General features: G+C 73.4%; 14 protein-coding genes. 7 read left to right on the top strand and 7 right to left on the bottom strand.

Features of this window, described 5'->3' with window-relative positions:
- Positions 1-7 precede the first annotated feature (7 nt).
- Positions 8-2,158 carry a prolyl oligopeptidase family serine peptidase gene (locus ASG23_RS05660; RefSeq protein WP_056021484.1) on the top strand — a complete coding sequence of 717 codons (2,151 nt, stop codon included), beginning with the start codon at positions 8-10 and terminating at the stop codon, positions 2,156-2,158.
- Positions 2,155-3,288: a mechanosensitive ion channel family protein gene (locus tag ASG23_RS05665; RefSeq protein WP_056021486.1), complete on the top strand. Its 1,134-nt coding sequence runs from the start codon at positions 2,155-2,157 to the stop codon at positions 3,286-3,288. Before ASG23_RS05660 ends, ASG23_RS05665 begins: the two co-directional genes overlap by 4 nt.
- A gap of 6 nt (positions 3,289-3,294) precedes the next feature.
- Here the strand turns inward: ASG23_RS05665 and ASG23_RS05670 are convergent, their stop codons facing one another.
- Genes ASG23_RS05670 through ASG23_RS05680 form a run of 3 tightly spaced genes read right to left on the bottom strand, consistent with a single transcriptional unit; the run spans position 3,295 to position 4,639 of the window.
- The gene (locus ASG23_RS05670) at positions 3,295-3,864 is read right to left on the bottom strand and encodes a dihydrofolate reductase family protein (protein WP_056021489.1); all 570 of its coding nucleotides are present in this window, start codon (positions 3,862-3,864) and stop codon (positions 3,295-3,297) included.
- Between the two features lie 59 nt (positions 3,865-3,923).
- Positions 3,924-4,385 carry a PTS sugar transporter subunit IIA gene (locus ASG23_RS05675; protein WP_056021492.1) on the bottom strand — a complete coding sequence of 154 codons (462 nt, stop codon included), beginning with the start codon at positions 4,383-4,385 and terminating at the stop codon, positions 3,924-3,926.
- A 23-nt stretch (positions 4,386-4,408) separates the two neighbouring features.
- Complete coding sequence (locus tag ASG23_RS05680; protein WP_055921493.1) at positions 4,409-4,639, bottom strand: glucose PTS transporter subunit EIIB; 231 nt, start codon at positions 4,637-4,639, stop codon at positions 4,409-4,411.
- 167 nt (positions 4,640-4,806) lie between these two features.
- Here ASG23_RS05680 and ptsP point away from each other — a divergent pair, with 167 nt between their 5' ends.
- The 5 genes from ptsP (at position 4,807) to ASG23_RS05705 (ending at position 10,597) form a co-directional block, all read left to right on the top strand.
- The gene (gene ptsP / locus ASG23_RS05685; protein WP_268760883.1) at positions 4,807-6,516 is read left to right on the top strand and encodes a phosphoenolpyruvate--protein phosphotransferase; all 1,710 of its coding nucleotides are present in this window, start codon (positions 4,807-4,809) and stop codon (positions 6,514-6,516) included.
- Positions 6,517-6,537: 21 nt separating this feature from the next.
- Complete coding sequence (locus tag ASG23_RS05690) at positions 6,538-6,921, top strand: globin (RefSeq protein ID WP_056021495.1); 384 nt, start codon at positions 6,538-6,540, stop codon at positions 6,919-6,921.
- Positions 6,922-6,991: 70 nt separating this feature from the next.
- Complete coding sequence (locus tag ASG23_RS05695) at positions 6,992-7,861, top strand: acyl-CoA thioesterase (RefSeq protein WP_056021498.1); 870 nt, start codon at positions 6,992-6,994, stop codon at positions 7,859-7,861.
- A gap of 65 nt (positions 7,862-7,926) precedes the next feature.
- The gene (locus ASG23_RS05700) at positions 7,927-8,931 is read left to right on the top strand and encodes a DNA topoisomerase IB (RefSeq protein WP_056021501.1); all 1,005 of its coding nucleotides are present in this window, start codon (positions 7,927-7,929) and stop codon (positions 8,929-8,931) included.
- Between the two features lie 52 nt (positions 8,932-8,983).
- On the top strand, positions 8,984-10,597 hold the full coding sequence (locus ASG23_RS05705) for an SDR family oxidoreductase (RefSeq protein WP_082515864.1): 1,614 nt from the start codon (positions 8,984-8,986) through the stop codon (positions 10,595-10,597).
- Here ASG23_RS05705 and ASG23_RS05710 read toward each other — a convergent pair.
- From ASG23_RS05710 to ettA, 4 genes are all read right to left on the bottom strand, one after another.
- Complete coding sequence (locus tag ASG23_RS05710) at positions 10,575-11,069, bottom strand: acyl-CoA thioesterase (protein WP_056022637.1); 495 nt, start codon at positions 11,067-11,069, stop codon at positions 10,575-10,577. The two genes, ASG23_RS05705 and ASG23_RS05710, sit on opposite strands and share 23 nt — an antisense overlap.
- A 20-nt stretch (positions 11,070-11,089) precedes the next feature.
- Positions 11,090-12,739 carry a GTPase gene (locus ASG23_RS05715; RefSeq protein WP_056022640.1) on the bottom strand — a complete coding sequence of 550 codons (1,650 nt, stop codon included), beginning with the start codon at positions 12,737-12,739 and terminating at the stop codon, positions 11,090-11,092.
- Positions 12,718-14,574, bottom strand: coding sequence for a dynamin family protein (locus ASG23_RS05720; RefSeq protein ID WP_056021504.1), 1,857 nt, complete (start codon positions 14,572-14,574; stop codon positions 12,718-12,720). The genes ASG23_RS05715 and ASG23_RS05720 overlap by 22 nt, the downstream gene beginning before the upstream one ends.
- Before the next feature lie 113 nt (positions 14,575-14,687).
- Positions 14,688-16,370 (bottom strand): energy-dependent translational throttle protein EttA, encoded by a 1,683-nt coding sequence (ettA, locus tag ASG23_RS05725; RefSeq protein WP_056021508.1) that lies wholly within the window; start codon positions 16,368-16,370, stop codon positions 14,688-14,690.
- Positions 16,371-16,378: the final 8 nt, after the last annotated feature.

The following is a 16,378-nucleotide window of genomic DNA, read 5'->3' on the forward strand; positions in this document are numbered from 1 at the left end:
GCGGACCATGACCGCACCCGCTCTGCGCACGTACCCGCCGGCCCCTCGTACCGATCTGGTCGAGGACCTGCACGGTCACCGCGTCGCCGACCCGTTCCGTGGGCTGGAGGACGCGGGGTCCGACCAGACCGAGGCGTGGTCGGCCGCGCAGGACGACGTGTACGCGCAGTACCGCGGGTCGCTCCGCCAGGACGGGGCGTTCGCCACCGACCGTCTGACCGACCGGCTCAGCGCGCTGCTGGGTGCCGGGTTCGTGAGCCCGCCCGCGTGGCGTGGCAACCGTCGGTTCTTCTCGCGACGGGTCGGTGACCAGGAGCACGCCGTGGTCGTCGTGGTGGACGACAACGGCGAGCGCGTCCTGCTGGACCCGATCTTGATCGATCCCACAGGCACCACGACGCTCGATGCCTGGCAGCCGTCCAAGGAGGGCCACCTGGTCGCCTACCAGGTGTCGTCCGGCGGCACCGAGGAGAGCGTGCTGCACGTCCTGGACGTGGCCACCGGCGATCTGGTCGATGGCCCGATCGACCGTGCGAGGTACTCCCCCGTGGCGTGGCTGCCCGGCGGTGAGGCGTTCTACTACGTCCGCCGGCTCCCCCCGGAAGAGCTGCCGCAGGACGAGGCCCAGTACCACCGCCGCATCTGGTTGCACCGTCTGGGCACACCCGCGACCGACGACGTCGAGGTCTTCGGTGCGGGCCTCGACCACACCAACTACTACGGCGTGTCGGTCTCCCGCGACGGGCGCTGGCTCATCGTCTCCGCGTCCGCCGGGACCGCCCCCCGCACCGACGTCTGGATCGCGGACCTCTCGGCGACGGGACTCGAGACGCCGGCGTTCGTCGACGTCGCCGTCGGCCTCGACGCCGAGACCGGCGCGTGGGTGGCCCGGGACGGTCGGCTGTACGTGCACACCGACCTGGACGCGCCACGGGGACGGATCGCGGTCACGGAGCCCACCGCGCCGGGCGTCGAGCACTGGACGACCCTGCTCGCCGAGGACCCGACGGCTGTCCTGGAGGACGTCGCGTTCATCGACGGCGGCGGCACCGACACCACTCCGACGCTGCTGCTGGCGTCCTGGCGTCGGCACTCGGTGTCCGAGGTCAGCGTCCACGACCCCCGCTCGGGCGAGCGTCGCCCGGACGTGTTCGCCCTGCCCGGGCTCGGTTCCATCTCCGGCCTGGCGACGCACCCCGACGGTGGCCCCGAGGTCTGGTTCTCCTACGCCGACCACACGACGCCGACCAGCGTGCACCGGTTCGACGCGCGCACCGGGCAGACAACCCTGTGGGCCGCTCCTCCCGGGATCGTCGCCGACCTGCCGGACGTCCGCGCCCAGCAGGTCGAGGTCACCAGTCCCGACGGCACGACGGTCCGCGCGTTCGTCGTCGCGCGCACCGACGCGCTCGACGACTCGGGCCGACCGCTCTCCACGGCGCCGACGATGCTCTACGGCTACGGCGGCTTCCGGATCTCGCTCGACCCCGCGTTCTCCGCGACGACGCTCGCGTGGGTCGAGGTGGGCGGCGTGTACGTCGTCGCCAACCTGCGCGGCGGCGGCGAGGAGGGTGAGGAGTGGCACCGCGCGGGCATGCGCGCGCACAAGCAGAACGTGTTCGACGACTTCCACGCCGTGGGCGACCACCTCGTCGCGCACGGCTGGACCACCCCGGAGCAGCTGGCCTGCTGGGGCGGGTCCAACGGCGGCCTGCTGGTCGGTGCAGCCCTCACGCAGCGCCCCGACCTGTTCGCCGCCGTCGTGTGCTCGGCCCCGTTGCTGGACATGGTCCGCTACCAGCGGTTCGGGCTCGGCGTCACCTGGACCGAGGAGTACGGCGACGCCGACGACCCCACGGAGCTCGGCTGGCTGCTCGGCTACTCCCCGTACCACCGGGTCGTCTCCGGCGCTGTCGGTATGGCGTATCCCGCCACCCTGTTCACGGTGTTCGAGGGCGACACCCGCGTCGACCCGCTGCACGCCCGCAAGCTCGCCGCGGCGCTGCAGGCGGCGACCAGCAGCGACCGCCCGGTGCTCCTGCGCAACGAGCGCGGGGTCGGTCACGGCGGGCGGGCACTGTCCCGGAGCATCGCGCTCACCGTGGAGCAGCTGCAGTTCGTCGCGGACCACACCGGTCTGGCCGGGACCGGCGCATGAGGGCCGCGCTCCTGATCGCCGCGGCGGCACCGGACCCGCAGGAGACGGAGAACTCGCTCGGCCCGAACGACACGACGTCGGCGCAGTCGTGGGGCGAGTGGTTCCTCGGCATCCCGCTGCGGATCATCCTCATCGTCGCGATCAGCAGCATCACATTGTTCCTGATCCGTCGCACGATCCGGACGATCACCAACCACGTCGCCGACGGCACCCCGTTCCTCGACCGCGGGATCCTGCGACCCATCGGCGAGTCCGAGGTGGGCGGCGTCCTGGCCAAGGCGAACCCGCTGTCGAGCGCCCGCCGCGCCCAGCGCGCCCGCACGCTCGGCTCCGTCCTGCGATCGAGCGCCACGATCGTCGTCGGCGGGATCGCCTTCTTCCTGATCCTGGACACCCTCGGGGTCAACATCGCCCCGTTCATCGCCTCGGCCGGGGTGATCGGTGTCGCGCTCGGCTTCGGCGCGCAGAGCCTGGTCAAGGACTTCCTCACGGGCCTGTTCATGCTCCTGGAGGACCAGTACGGGGTCGGTGACGTCGTGGACGTCGGCCCGGCGAACGGCACGGTCGAGGCGGTCACGCTGCGGATCACGAAGATCCGCGACTCCGACGGGACCCTCTGGTACGTCCCCAACGGGACGATGCTGCGGGTCGGCAACAAGACGCAGGGCTGGGCGACCGCGGTCGTGGAGATCGACGTCGACTACTTCGCCGACCTGGACCAGGTGCGCGAGCTGCTGACGACCGCCGCGTCGCGCGTGGTCAAGGACCCGGTGGTCGGGGCACACGTCCTCGGGGAGCCGACGATCACGGGCATCGAACGGCTCAGCGCCGACGCCGTGACCCTGCGCATGAAGGTCAAGACCTCGCCGGCGATGCAGTGGGAGGTCGCCCGCGAGCTGCGCACGGCGACCCGCGACGAGCTCGAGCGCGCGGACGTGCCGCTGGCGGGTCAGCGGGACCTCATGGCGACGCACCGGGCTGCCGCCCTGCTGCCCGCCGACGACCCCATCCCACGGGATCCGCGGAGCACGCCTCTCGATGACGTCGCGAGCAACCGCGACGCGCGGGTCGCTGCCTCGGGCGTCCAGGCAGTGCCGACGGAGGAGCCGGCGCCGACCGAGGAGCGCTGAGACCGGCTACCTGCCCGGCGGCCCGGACAGGACGGTCGGCACGTACTCGACCAGCTGGATCTGCCCGTCGAACGTCCGGCTGTCCACCATCTGCAGGCCGACGTCGGGGTACCCGTCGTAGATCCGCTCGCTCCCGGTGCTGCCGGTGATCACCGGGAAGACGACGACGCGGAACCGGTCGACGAGGCCCGCCACGAGCAGCGTCCGGCACAGCATGAGGCTGCCGATGGTGCGCAGGCCGGGAAGGTCGTCGTCGGCCTTCATCGACCGGACCGCCTCGACGGCGTCATGGTCGACGAGGCGGGTGTTCGCCCAGGTCAGCGGCTCGTCTAGCGTGGAGGAGAACACGACCTTGGGCATCGCGGTCAGCTCGTCCACGCCCTCCTCGCCCGCCGCGGCGAACTGCGACATCAGCCGGTACGTGGTGGCGCCCATCAGCACCGTCCAGTCGTTCTCCGGCGACTCGCCGAGCCAGGCCAGGTACTCGGGCCCCTCGAGCCCCCACCAGCCCGGCCAGCCCTCCGCCGACGCGTACCCGTCGAGCGAGGTGATGAAGTCGACCAGCAGCTCTGCCATCGGACCCTCCCGGTGCTCGTCTCCACCGTGCCCGCCGCGTCGGCTGCTGGCAAGGGCGATCAGGCCCAGTCGAGCAGCGGCTGCCCGGCCTCGACGGTCTCGCCGTCGGCCACGAGGTGGGTCAGCAGGCCGGGGTCGGCCTGGAGCGCGACGACGGGGCAGATCGTCGCCAGCCCGGCCGCGGACACGTCGACCGGGGACCAGGTCACCAGCCGGTCCCCCGCCCGCACCGTCTGCCCGCCCTCGACGTGGAGCGCGAAGCCCTGGCCGGCGAGCCCCACGGTGTCGATGCCGAGATGGACGAGGATCGTCCGGCCCTCACCGAGCTCCAGGGCGAAGGCGTGCGGGTGCAGGGCGCCCACCACTCCGTCGGCGGGCGCGAGCACGGTCTGGTGCTGGACGTGCTGCGGTTCCAGGGCGATGCCGGGACCGACCATGCCCTCGGCGAAGACGGGGTCCGGAACCGCCGACACGGGTCGGACGACCCCGGCCAGGGGGCTGAGCAGCCGCAGGGTGGTCATCCGTCACACCCCGCCGCGGCCGGTCAGCGCAGGCTGTCGAGCTCTGCGGCGAGGTTGTCGGCCTCCGGGCCGACGATCACCTGGACGATGCGGCCCGACCGCACCACGCCGAACGCGCCGCTGGCCTTGAGGGCCACCTCGTCGACCAGATGGGCGTCGCTCACCTCGACGCGGAGCCGGGTGATGCACGGCTCGAGGTCGACGACGTTCGCGTCGCCGCCCAGCGCTGCGAGGATCTGCTCTGCCTTGCTCAATGGAACTCCCCAGCTCACTCGGCGCCGATCTGCGCCCGGGGGCAAGCCTAACCCTGAGACGCCGCTCACACTTCGCAGCCGGCAACCGGCCCGTGCGGGTGTCAGGGTGGCGTCCGCGGACGTCGAGGGACCACACTGCCGTCAGGTCGACGAGGAGGTCCCGTCAGGTGAGCTCGACGAGTGCGGTGCACGCGCCATCCCCCACGGTCATCACGGGGATCGGGGTGAGCCCTGGCCGCGTCGTCGCGCCCGCCGTGCTCATGCCCGACCCGATCGCCGAGCCGCCCTCGGGCCGGCGACTCCCACCCGGCACCGACTACGCGGCTGCCTCGAAGCGGATCGGCGCGGCGTCCGAGGTGGTCCGGGCCGCACTCGACGCCGCCGCCGACCGCGCTGACGGCGACAGCGCGGACCTCCTGCACGCCACCGCGGCGATCGCTGCGGACCCCACCCTCGTCGCCGACGCCGAGCAGCGCGTCGTGGACGACAGGCTGGTGCCCGAGCGGGCGGTCTGGGAGGCCGCGGAGGCGGTGTCCGCGCAGTTCGAGGCGCTCGGTGGCTACTTCGCGGAGCGCACGCGCGACATCGCCGACGTCCGCGACCGGCTGGTCGCGGAGCTCACCGGCCGACCCGCCCCGGGCGTGCCGGCGCACGAGGCACCGTTCGTGCTGGTCGCCGCGGACCTGGCGCCGGCGATCGTCGCGACGCTCGACGCTGCGCGGGTCCTCGCGATCGTCACCGGGACGGGAGGACCCACCTCGCACACCGCGATCCTCGCGCGCGCCCGCGGCATCCCGACGGTCGTCGCGGCCCGCGGTGCCGAGGCGGCGGTGCGCGCCGAGGGCCTGGTGCTCGTCGACGGCTCCGCCGGGACCGTGACGGTCGACCCCACCAAGGACCAGGTCGCGGCAGCCCTCGCGCTGGCCGCGCAGGTGCGGACGTTCGACGGGCACGGGCACACCGCCGACGGCCACCACGTCGAGCTGCTGGCGAACGTGGGCGACCCCGCCGACGCCGCTCCGGCCGCGGCCGCCGGCGCCGAGGGCGTGGGGCTGTTCCGGACCGAGTTCGGGTTCCTCGACCGCGACGAGGCGCCCAGCATCGACGAGCAGGTCACCGCGTACCGCCGTGTGCTGTCCGCCTTCCCCGGTCGCAAGGTGGTCGTCCGCACGCTCGATGCCGGCGCCGACAAGCCCCTGCCGTTCCTGGCCGGCGACCCGGAGGTCAACCCCGCGCTCGGAGTCCGAGGGCTGCGCACCGCGGTCCGGCACCCCGAGGTGCTCCAGGACCAGCTCGCGGCGATCGCGCAGGCCACCGCCGCCGAGACCGCCGACGTGTGGGTCATGGCTCCGATGGTCTCGACCGTCGACGAGGCCCAGCAGTTCGTCGCGGCGTGCACCGCCCACGGGCTGCCCGTCGCCGGCGTGATGATCGAGGTGCCCAGCGCCGCCCTGGTGTCCGGGCCGATCCTGGCGCATGCGGCCTTCGCGAGCATCGGGACCAACGACCTCACGCAGTACGCGATGGCGGCCGACCGCCTGCTCGGCTCCGTCGCCGAGCTGTCCGACCCCTGGCAGCCCGCCGTGCTGCTCCTCGTCGCCGCGGCGTGCGCCGGAGGCGCCCAGCAGGGTCGGCCGGTCGGCGTCTGCGGCGAGGCCGCCGCCAACCCCGCGCTCGCGGTGGTCCTGGTCGGGCTCGGGGTCTCGTCCCTGTCCATGACCCCGCGCGCGCTCCCCGACGTCGCCGCGCTGCTGGCGGTGACCCCGCTCGACGAGTGCCGTCGCCTCGCCCAGCTGGCCCTCGCCGCGTCCAGCGCGGCCGACGCGCGAGCCGTCGTGCGCGCCGGGCTGCCCGTGCTGGAGGAGCTCGGGCTCTGACGCGCGTGTGAGGATGGCGGCGTGAGACCCGACTCCTTCTACGCGGCGATCGGCGGGCACGAGACGTTCGTCCGGCTGGTCGACGAGTTCTACCGCGGCGTGGCCGACGACCCCGTGCTGCGCCCCATGTACCCGGAGCAGGACCTCGGCCCCGCCGCCGAGCGCCTGACGCTGTTCCTCGAGCAGTACTGGGGCGGTCCGACCACCTACTCCGACGAGCGCGGGCACCCGCGCCTGCGCATGCGGCACGCACCGTTCAAGGTGAACCCCGACGCGCGCGACCGGTGGCTGCTGCACATGCGGGCCGCGGTCGACAGCCTCGACCTCGCACCGATGCACCAGGCGCAGCTGTGGGACTACCTGGAGCGAGCCGCGCACTCGATGCTCAACACGTTCGACGACTGAGGTTCCTGCGACGGACGTCACGCGCCGCACACACCCTGGCAGGCCCGTCCATCGTGAGACGCTGCCGTCCATGACGACCGAGCCCGACCCGACCGCCTCCGTGCTCGACATCCTCCGGCTCGAGGACGACCCCACCACCCCCGACCTGTTCTCCGGCCGGAGCCTGCCGCAACCGCGCGGGCGGGTCTTCGGGGGCCAGGTGCTCGCGCAGGCGCTGCTCGCGGCGGGCCGCACCGTGGACGACGCCCGCCTGCCGCACTCGATGCACGGGTACTTCCTGCGTGCGGGTGACGTGCGCGAGCCCATCGCGTTCGCGGTCGAGCGGCTGCGGGACGGCCGGTCGTTCAGCGCCCGCCGCACGCACGCCCTGCAGGGCGGCGACGCGATCCTGTCGATGATCGCGTCGTTCCAGGAGGACCAGCCCGGGATCGACTACGCCGACCCCATGCCGACCGACATCCCGGGTCCGGACGAGGTGCCGTCGGCCCTCGAGCTGCTCGGCGGCATCGACCACCCGGTCGCCAAGTTCTGGACGCAGGAGGCCGCGTTCGACGTCCGCCACGTCGACGGAGCGATCTACCTGGGCCCGCCCAAGGAGGCGGTCGGCCAGCAGGCGGTGTGGTTCCGCTCGCGCGGTCCCTTGCCCGACGACCAGCTCCTGCACCGTGCGCTGCTGGCCTACGCGTGCGACCAGGTGATGCTCGAGCCGATCCTGCGGCGGGCCGGCCAGTCGTGGCGCACTCGTGGCCTGTCGATCGCCAGCCTCGACCACGCCATGTGGTGGCACCGCGACGTACGGGTGGACGAGTGGCACGTGTACGTCCAGTCGACGCCGAGCGCCCAAGGTGGTCGCGGGCTCGGCGCCGCCCGGGTGTTCACGCAGGACGGGACGCTCGTCGCGTCCGTCGCGCAGGAGGGCATGGTCCGCTTCCCGGACTGACGTGCTGGGACCTGCCTGGACCCACACAGCGCGCGGATCCGCACTCTGCGGGCGACACTGCCCGCATGGTCCGCCTGCGCCGCGTCCGCATCGACGCCCCCGGCTGGTCGCGACGTCGCGCCGGTCGGGGGTTCGTGTACCTCGACCTGGACAAGGTCCGCATCGTCGACGACGAGCACCTCGAGCGGATCACCACGCTCGCGATCCCGCCCGCGTGGCGCGACGTCTGGATCAGTCCCTGGCCCAACGGCCACATCCAGGCCGCCGGCCTCGACGACGCTGAGCGGCGCCAGTACCTGTACCACCAGCAGTGGACGCGGCGCCGCGGACGCCTGAAGCACGACCACGTGCTCGACGTCGCCCGCCGCCTGCCCGCCGCGCGGCGACGCGTCCGCGCGGACCTGGCACTCGACGGGATGCCGAAGGAGAAGGTGCTCGCCCTCGCCTTCCGGCTGCTCGACCTGGCGTACCTGCGGGTGGGCGGAGAGGGGTACGCGCTCCAGCACGGCTCCTACGGGCTGGCGACGCTCCTGCGCTCGCACGTCCGGGTACTGGCGCCCGAGAGCGACGGTGACCCCGGGCGGGTCCACCTGAACTTCCCCGCCAAGTCCGGTCAGGTGCGGGACAGCGTGGTGGAGGACGACGACGTCGCCACGCTCGTGCGGACGCTGACCCGGCGGCGGGACGACGGTCCCGAGCTGCTGGCCTGGCGCGACGACGACGGTGGATGGCATGACGTGACCAGCGCGGACGTCGGCGCCTACGTCAAGGCGCGGCTCGGCGGGGACGCGACGCCGAAGGACTTCCGCACGTGGCACGCCACGGTGCTGGCCGCGCGCGGGCTGGCCGACGTCGGTCCCCCGCCGGCCAGCGAGCGCGCGCGCAAGCGCATCGTGACCCAGGTGGTGCGCGACGTGGCCGAGGAGCTGGGGAACACCCCGGCGGTGTGCCGCTCCTCCTACATCGACCCCCGGGTGATCGAGCTGTGGGAGCGGGGCACGACGATCCGCGCCACACGGTCGCAGGCCGTCGCCGAGCGGGAGACCCTGGCGATGCTGAGCAGCGGCTGAGGATCCGTCACGACCGGGTGCGCATCGCTGTCGCGCGCCGCAGACTGCGCAGATGGCCACCTCTGTCGACGACCTCCTGCCTGCGCCCGTGGCGGACACCCTCCCGGGTCTCGTCCCCGGTCTCGGTCCCGACGGCCGACCCCGTCCGGACGCTCCGCTGGTCGCGGTCACTGGCGTCACTGGGTACGTCGGCGGGCGGCTCGTTCCCGAGCTGCTCGCGGCCGGCTACCGCGTGCGGGCGATCGCCCGGCACCCCGACCGGCTGCGCGGCCGGGACTGGTACGGCGACGTCGAGGTGGTCGCCGCCGACGCCGCGGACCCGGAGCAGATCCGGGCAGCGCTCGACGGGACGCAGATCGCGTACTACCTGATCCACTCGCTCGGCTCCGGCCGTCGGTTCGAGGCGACCGACCGGCACACCGCACTCGTCTTCGGGCAGGCGGCCCGCGAGGCCGGAGTGGGCCGGATCATCTACCTCGGAGGTCTGTACCCCGAGGGCGAGGACCTCTCCCCGCACCTCGAGTCCCGGACCGAGGTCGGCGAGATCCTCCTGGCCAGCGGCGTCCCGACCACCGTGCTGCGTGCAGCCGTCATCCTCGGGTCCGGGTCGGCGTCCTTCGAGATGATGCGTTACCTCACCGAGCGGCTGCCCGCGATGACGGTCCCGCGCTGGGTGGAGAACCGGATCCAGCCGATCGCGATCCGGGACGTGCTCCGGTACCTGGTCGGCGCGGCCGCAATGCCGCCCGAGGTCAGCCGCGGGTTTGACATCGGCGGACCCGACGTCCTGACCTACCGCGACATGATGCAGCGGTACGCCGCGGCGGCAGCACTCAAGCGGCGGATCATCGTCGGGGTGCCGGTGCTGACCCCGAAGCTGTCCTCCCTGTGGGTGTCGCTGGTGACCCCGGTGCCGGGCGGTCTCGCGCGGCCGCTCGTCGAGTCGCTGGTGCACGAGGTGGTGTGCGACGAGCACGACATCGCCGAGCACGTGCCGGACCCGCCCGACGGTCTGACCGGGTTCGACCGCGCCGTCCGGCTCGCGCTGCGGCGGGTCCAGGACGCGGCGGTCACCACGCGCTGGTCGTCGGCAGCCGTCCCCGGCGCACCTAGCGACCCGCTGCCGAGCGACCCCGACTGGGCCGGCGGATCGCTGTTCGTCGACGAGCGCCGGGTCACCGTCGACGCCTCGCCTGCGGCGCTGTGGCGGGTGCTCGAGGCCGTCGGCGGCGAGCGCGGCTGGTACTCGTGGGGCCTCGCGTGGCACATCCGAGGGGTGGCGGACCGACTCGTCGGCGGACCGGGCCTGCGCCGCGGGCGCCGGGACCCGCTGCAGCTGCTGGTGGACGACGCGGTGGACTTCTGGCGGGTCGAGGACATCGAGGAAGGAACCCTGATCCGGCTGCGCGCCGAGATGCGTGTGCCGGGGCTCGCGTGGCTGGAGCTGCGGGTCGAGCCCACAGGTCGTTCCGACGAGGCGCCCACCGTGTTCGCGCAGCGCGCCCTGTTCCACCCCAAGGGGCTTCTCGGACAGGCCTACTGGTGGTCGGTGTACCCGTTCCACGGCATCGTCTTCGGCGGCATGCAGCGCAACATCGCCCGTGCCGCGGAGACGGCCGAACGGGCGCGCACCGACAGGCGCGTCACCGCCGCCGGCGGATCATGACCGGCTCCTCGAGGAACTCCGACCAGGCCTCCCGGTGCTCGGGATCGATGCGCCGCGGCGACCCCGTCGCGTTGTCGACCAGGACGAGCGTGGTCAGCGCCCGCGCGTAGATGACGCGCTTCGGGCCGACCTCGCCCGCGTCGCGCACCTCGTAGCAGACGTCCAGGCTGGCGCCGCCGAGGTGCCCCAGCCACATCTCCACGATCACCGGCGTGCGGCGGTAGCCGAGCGGCTTGAGGTACTCGATCTCCTGCCGGGCCACGAGCGTGGACACCTCCGCACCGGGGCCGGCGTCGATGACAGCCGTGGGGAACGCGCTCTCGACGCGGCTTCCGTCGGGAGCCACGGGATGGCTCCAGAAGGCCTCGATCCGGGCCTCCTCCAGCAGCCGGAGCATCTCCACGTTGTTCACATGCTGATAGGCGTCCATGTCCGACCAGCGCAGCTGCACCGGGACCTCGAGGCGAGTCATGCGCTCGATCCTAGGAGCGGTCAGGCCGCGGCCTTCGACGCCGACGCGCGGCACCGGGCCAGCGCATCCATCTCCGTGGCCACCGGCCCGATGACGTGGTCGTGCACGGCCTGCGCCACCGAGGCGCCCAGACGACGACGCGCCTTCGCAGCACGGCGACGACCCGCGAGAGCTCCCAGCACCCAGCCGAGCCCGGCGACGAGCAGCCCCGCCAGAACTCCTCCGAGCAGCAGGACCGTCGGTGCGGGGAACCCCGACCACATCGGCGTCTCGGGAAGCGGCAGCTGGAGCCAGCCGAGGCCGCCGAGCAGGAGGAGCCAGAGGAGCCCCGCCGCCGCCACGAGGAGCAGCACCCACTGGAGGAACGCCAGGACACCCCACGTCCACGGCGCCCGGGCGCTGCCCAGCGGGACGCGTACGACGGTCCGGTCCAGCACGTCGTCCAGGTTGACGTCCGCCGCGCGGGTCCGGGCGGCGAGCACCCAGTGGTCGGGTGCTCCGGCCGTCGCCGCGTCGACGTACGAGCGCACCGCACTGAGCGCGGCGGACCGCTCGCCCGCGGCCGGAGCAGAGCGGGACGAGCGCAGCAGGTCGTCCTGGCCCGCCTGCACGCGCTCACGCCCCAGGCCGAGGCGTCGCAGCGGGTCGGGACGCAGCCGGGCGACCCACCGCGTGACCGGCCAGCCGGTCGCGGCGCGCGCCGACCGCTTGGTCGAGCGCCGCACCGCGTCGGCGACCTCGTCCACGCCCGCCGCAGCCTCCCACGCGCGGACCAGTGTCGCGGCGGCACCGACCTCCCAGCGCGCGTCCGGTGGCGAACCGCAGGCCTCGACCAGCGCGCGCGCCGCCTGCCGCACGTCTGCCGTCACCCGCTCCGTCGCCGCGAGGCGTCGCTGCGCGGCGCGGGCCAACAGGTCGCGCAGCTCGGTGACGCCGATCCCGGTCGAGGCGCTCACCGCGAGCACCGGCGACGCACCCAGCCCGTCCTGCGCGGCGAGGCGCTGCAGGTCCGCCACCATCGCCCGCTGCTCGGCGGGGGTCAGCCGGTCGGCCTGGTTGAGCACGAGGACCATGACGCCGGCGTGCTCGCGCAAGCCGCGCAGGTAGCGGGTGTGCAGGGCCGCGTCGGCGTACTTCTGCGGGTCCACCACCCAGACCAGCAGATCGACCCGCTCGTACAGGCGCTCGGCGATCGTGCGGTGCTCGGTCACCACGGAGTCGTGGTCGGGCAGGTCGAGGAGCACGAGGCCCGTCGCGGACTCCTGCAGGACACGGCTGCCGGCCACGTGCCGGTCGCGGACGTCGAGCCAGTCGAGCAGCTCGTCGGCGCCGTGCTGGTCACCGGCTCCGCTCCCGGAGCCTTTCGCGGGGACGATCACCGCCACCGGGTGCCCCGTGGTCGGGCGGCGCACCCCGGGCTCCGCGATGCGCGCGTCCGCGAGTGCGTTCAGCAGCGAGGACTTCCCCGAACCGGTCGCTCCCGCGAGTGCCACCACCGTGTACTCGCCGGACAGCGCGGCACGGTCGCGGGCCCGGGCCACCACCGCGGCGGGCGCCTCGAGCGTGGTGTCGGGCAGCCGTCCGCGCGCCAGAGTGATGGCCTCGTCCAGCGCCGCGACCCGTCCGCGCAGCGTGCCGGTCGCCCCGCTCACGTGGTCCCCCGCCGCCATCGCGACCACCAGTGCGTGCGCTCCGGCTGCTCGGGGACGACCACCTCGGCGGATCGTGCGACGGCGCCCGTCCCGCGCAGGTGCCCACCGCCCCCGGCGGGGAGCTCGCCGGCTCCCCAGGCGGCCGCGGCGGTCCGCGTCGACATCGCGGCCTGCACCCGCCCCGCCGTCGCGCGCAGGTCGTCTCCGTCCCGGCCGGCGGCGCCCGTCGCGTCCAGCTGACGGGTGAACCGCGACGACTCCTCGTCCAGCAGGGCGTCCGTGCGGGCGGCGAGGCTCATGTGCGCCTCGTGCGTGAGCCGTCGCACGGCCTCGTCACCGAACACCGCCTCGAGCACCCGCTGAGCGAGCACCGCGGAGCCGCCGACGATGCCGACCTCGGCGCCCGTGAGACCGCCGGTGGACGCGAAGACCGCGACCATCAGGACGGCACCGAGCCCGTTCACGCCGTACGACAGCGCCCGCGCAGTGGTCCGCCGGTCGGCGCCCTCCGTCTCCACCAGGCCCAGCACGTCGCCCTGCCACGCCCGCACCTGCTCGGCCGTCCGCGCCCGCAGGTCCGCCGATGCCCGAGACAGGGCCAGACCGTCCAGCAGCGCCGCCCCCGCAGGATCATGGCGCCAGGCTGAGTGGGCCGTCTCGGCGGCGTCCTCAGCGGCGTCCTGGATCACTGCGGACAACCCGTGAGCCACCGCCTCGACCAGTGCCGGCTCAGCGGGGCGTCGACCGCGCACGAAGCCCACGACGCGGTCGCGCAGCCGCGACACACCCTGCTCCAGCGACCGGAACCACTCGCTGGTGCCGACGACGTCCTGCCACCGTGCCAGCACCTCCCCGCGCAGCAGCGACCCGTCCGACGTCGCGTGCGCGATCTGGTCCGACGCCGTCGCGTACGCCGCCGCGACCGCGGCGCGCAGCCGTACGTCCGCCGCCTGCTGCTCGTCGGCGGCGGACGCCAGGTCGAGCGCGCGCCGGGACACGTCCGCCACGGCGCCGTCCCACGTCTCGGCCAGCGCCGCGGCACGGACGGCCGGGTCGGTCGCGGTCCGGGTGAGGAGGTCGGCGATCGGGCCGATGGCCGACTCCGGCAGCAGCCCGCCCTCCAGCTCGACCTCCGGGACGACGATGACCGTCGCGGCGGCCAGCCCGGCGTCGGCGAGCATCTGGCGCAGGTGGTCCCCCACCGCCGTCTCGGCACCGGGGTCCACCCGGTCGAGCACGAGCGCGAGGTGCGTCCCGCGGCGCGCGGCGTCGGCGAGCAGCTCCCAGGGCACCGCGTCGGCGTACCGCGCGGCGGTGGTGACGAACAGCCACACGTCCGCGGCCCCCAGCAGCTGAGCGGCGAGGACGCGGTTGCCCTCCTCGACGGAGTCCACGTCCGGTGCATCGAGCAGCGCGAGGCCGACCGGCACCGCCTCGGACGCGACGAGACGCAGCCCCGGACGGGCGCCGGCCAGCCCTTGCTCCCCCTCCGCGTCGGCGCGGCTGAGCGACGGCAGCACCCGGTCAGAGCTGAACCACCGCACGTCCAGCGGGTGGTGCACGAGCACCGGCCAGCGGGTGGTGGGTCGCAGCACGCCCGACGGGCTCACCTCGGCCCCGACCAGCGAGTTGACCACCGTCGACTTGCCCGCACCGGTCGAGCCGCCGACCACCACCAGCACCGGCGCGCCGGGATCCCGCAGGCGCGGCAGGAGGTAGTCGTCGAGCTGGTCCAGCACGCGCGTGCGGTCCGCGCGGGCGCTCGGTGCCGTGGCGGTCTCGAGCGGGAGTCGCAGGTCCGCGACCCGGGCGCGCAGCTCGAGCAGCGCGCCCACGAGCTCGTCGTGCTCCATCACCGCACCGCCTCTCCCAGGTCGTGTGCAGCGTATCTGCGCAGGTGGCGGGCGGCCCCCCGACGACGAAGCCGCCCGCTCCCCGGGGGGAGCGAGCGGCTTCGCGCGTCGCGTCAGTCGCGGCGCAGCTTGCGGTACGTCACGCGGTGCGGACGGGCCGCCTCGGCCCCGAGGCGCTCGACCTTGTTCTCCTCGTAGGAGGCGAAGTTGCCCTCGAACCAGTACCAGTTGCCCGGGTTCTCCTCGGTGCCCTCGTACGCCAGGATGTGCGTCGCCACCCGGTCGAGGAACCAGCGGTCGTGGGAGACCACGACGGCGCAGCCGGGGAACTCGAGCAGCGCGTTCTCCAGGGACCCGAGCGTCTCGACGTCCAGGTCGTTGGTGGGCTCGTCGAGCAGCAGAAGGTTGCCACCCTGCTTGAGCGTGAGCGCGAGGTTCAGGCGGTTGCGCTCACCGCCGGACAGGACGCCCGCGGGCTTCTGCTGGTCGGGTCCCTTGAAGCCGAACGCGGCGACGTACGCCCGCGACGGCATCTCGACGTTGCCGACCTTGAGGAAGTCGAGCCCGTCCGAGACGACCTCGAACAGCGTCTTCTTGGGGTCGATGCCGCCGCGCGACTGGTCGACGTACGAGATCGACACCGTCTCGCCGACCTTGAGGTCACCCTTGTCCAGCGGCTCGAGCCCGACGATCGTCTTGAACAGCGTGGTCTTGCCGACGCCGTTGGGGCCGATGACGCCGACGATGCCGTTGCGCGGGAGCGTGAAGCTCAGGCCGTCGATGAGCACACGCCCGTCGAAGCCCTTCTCCAGGTCCTTCGCCTCGAGCACGATCGAGCCCAGACGCGGACCCGGCGGGATCTGGATCTCCTCGAAGTCCAGCTTCCTGGTGCGGTCCGCCTCCGCCGCCATCTCCTCGTAGCGCGCGAGACGCGACTTCGACTTGGTCTGCCGGCCCTTGGCGTTCGACCGGACCCACTCCAGCTCCTCCTTGAGGCGCTTGGCGAGCTTGAGGTCCTTCTTGCCCTGGATGGCGAGGCGCTCGCCCTTCTTCTCCAGGTACGTCGAGTAGTTGCCCTCGTACGGGTACAGCCGGCCCCGGTCCACCTCGCAGATCCACTCCGCGACGTGGTCGAGGAAGTACCGGTCGTGGGTGACGGCCAGGATGGCGCCCGGGTAGTCCTTCAGGTGCGCCTCGAGCCAGAGCACGCTCTCGGCGTCGAGGTGGTTGGTGGGCTCGTCGAGGAGCAGCAGGTCAGGCTTCTCCAGGAGCAGCTTGCACAGGGCGACCCGGCGGCGCTCACCACCGGACAGCACCGTGACGTCGGCATCCGGCGGCGGGCAGCGCAGCGCGTCCATCGCCTGGTCCAGCTGGGCGTCGAGATCCCACGCGTCAGCCGCGTCGATGGCCTCCTGCAGCACGCCCATCTCCGCCAGCAGCGCATCGAAGTCAGCGTCCGGCTCGGACATGAGCACGGAGATCTCGTTGTACCGGTCGAGCTTGCCCTTGATCTCGGCGACGCCCTCCTCGACGTTGCCGAGCACCGTCTTGGACTCGTTCAGCGGCGGCTCCTGCTGGAGGATGCCGACCGTGTAGCCGGGGCTCAGGCGTGCCTCGCCGTTCGACGGCTGGTCGAGACCGGCCATGATCTTGAGGATCGTCGACTTGCCGGCGCCGTTGGGTCCGACGACCCCGATCTTGGCACCCGGAAGGAAGTTCAGGGTGACGTCGTCGAGGATGACCTTGTCGCCGTGCGCCTTGCGCGTCTTGTACATGGAGTAGATGAACTCAGCCACTGGCTCTT

Source organism: Cellulomonas sp. Leaf395 (assembly GCF_001424125.1).
GTDB lineage: Bacteria > Actinomycetota > Actinomycetes > Actinomycetales > Cellulomonadaceae > Cellulomonas.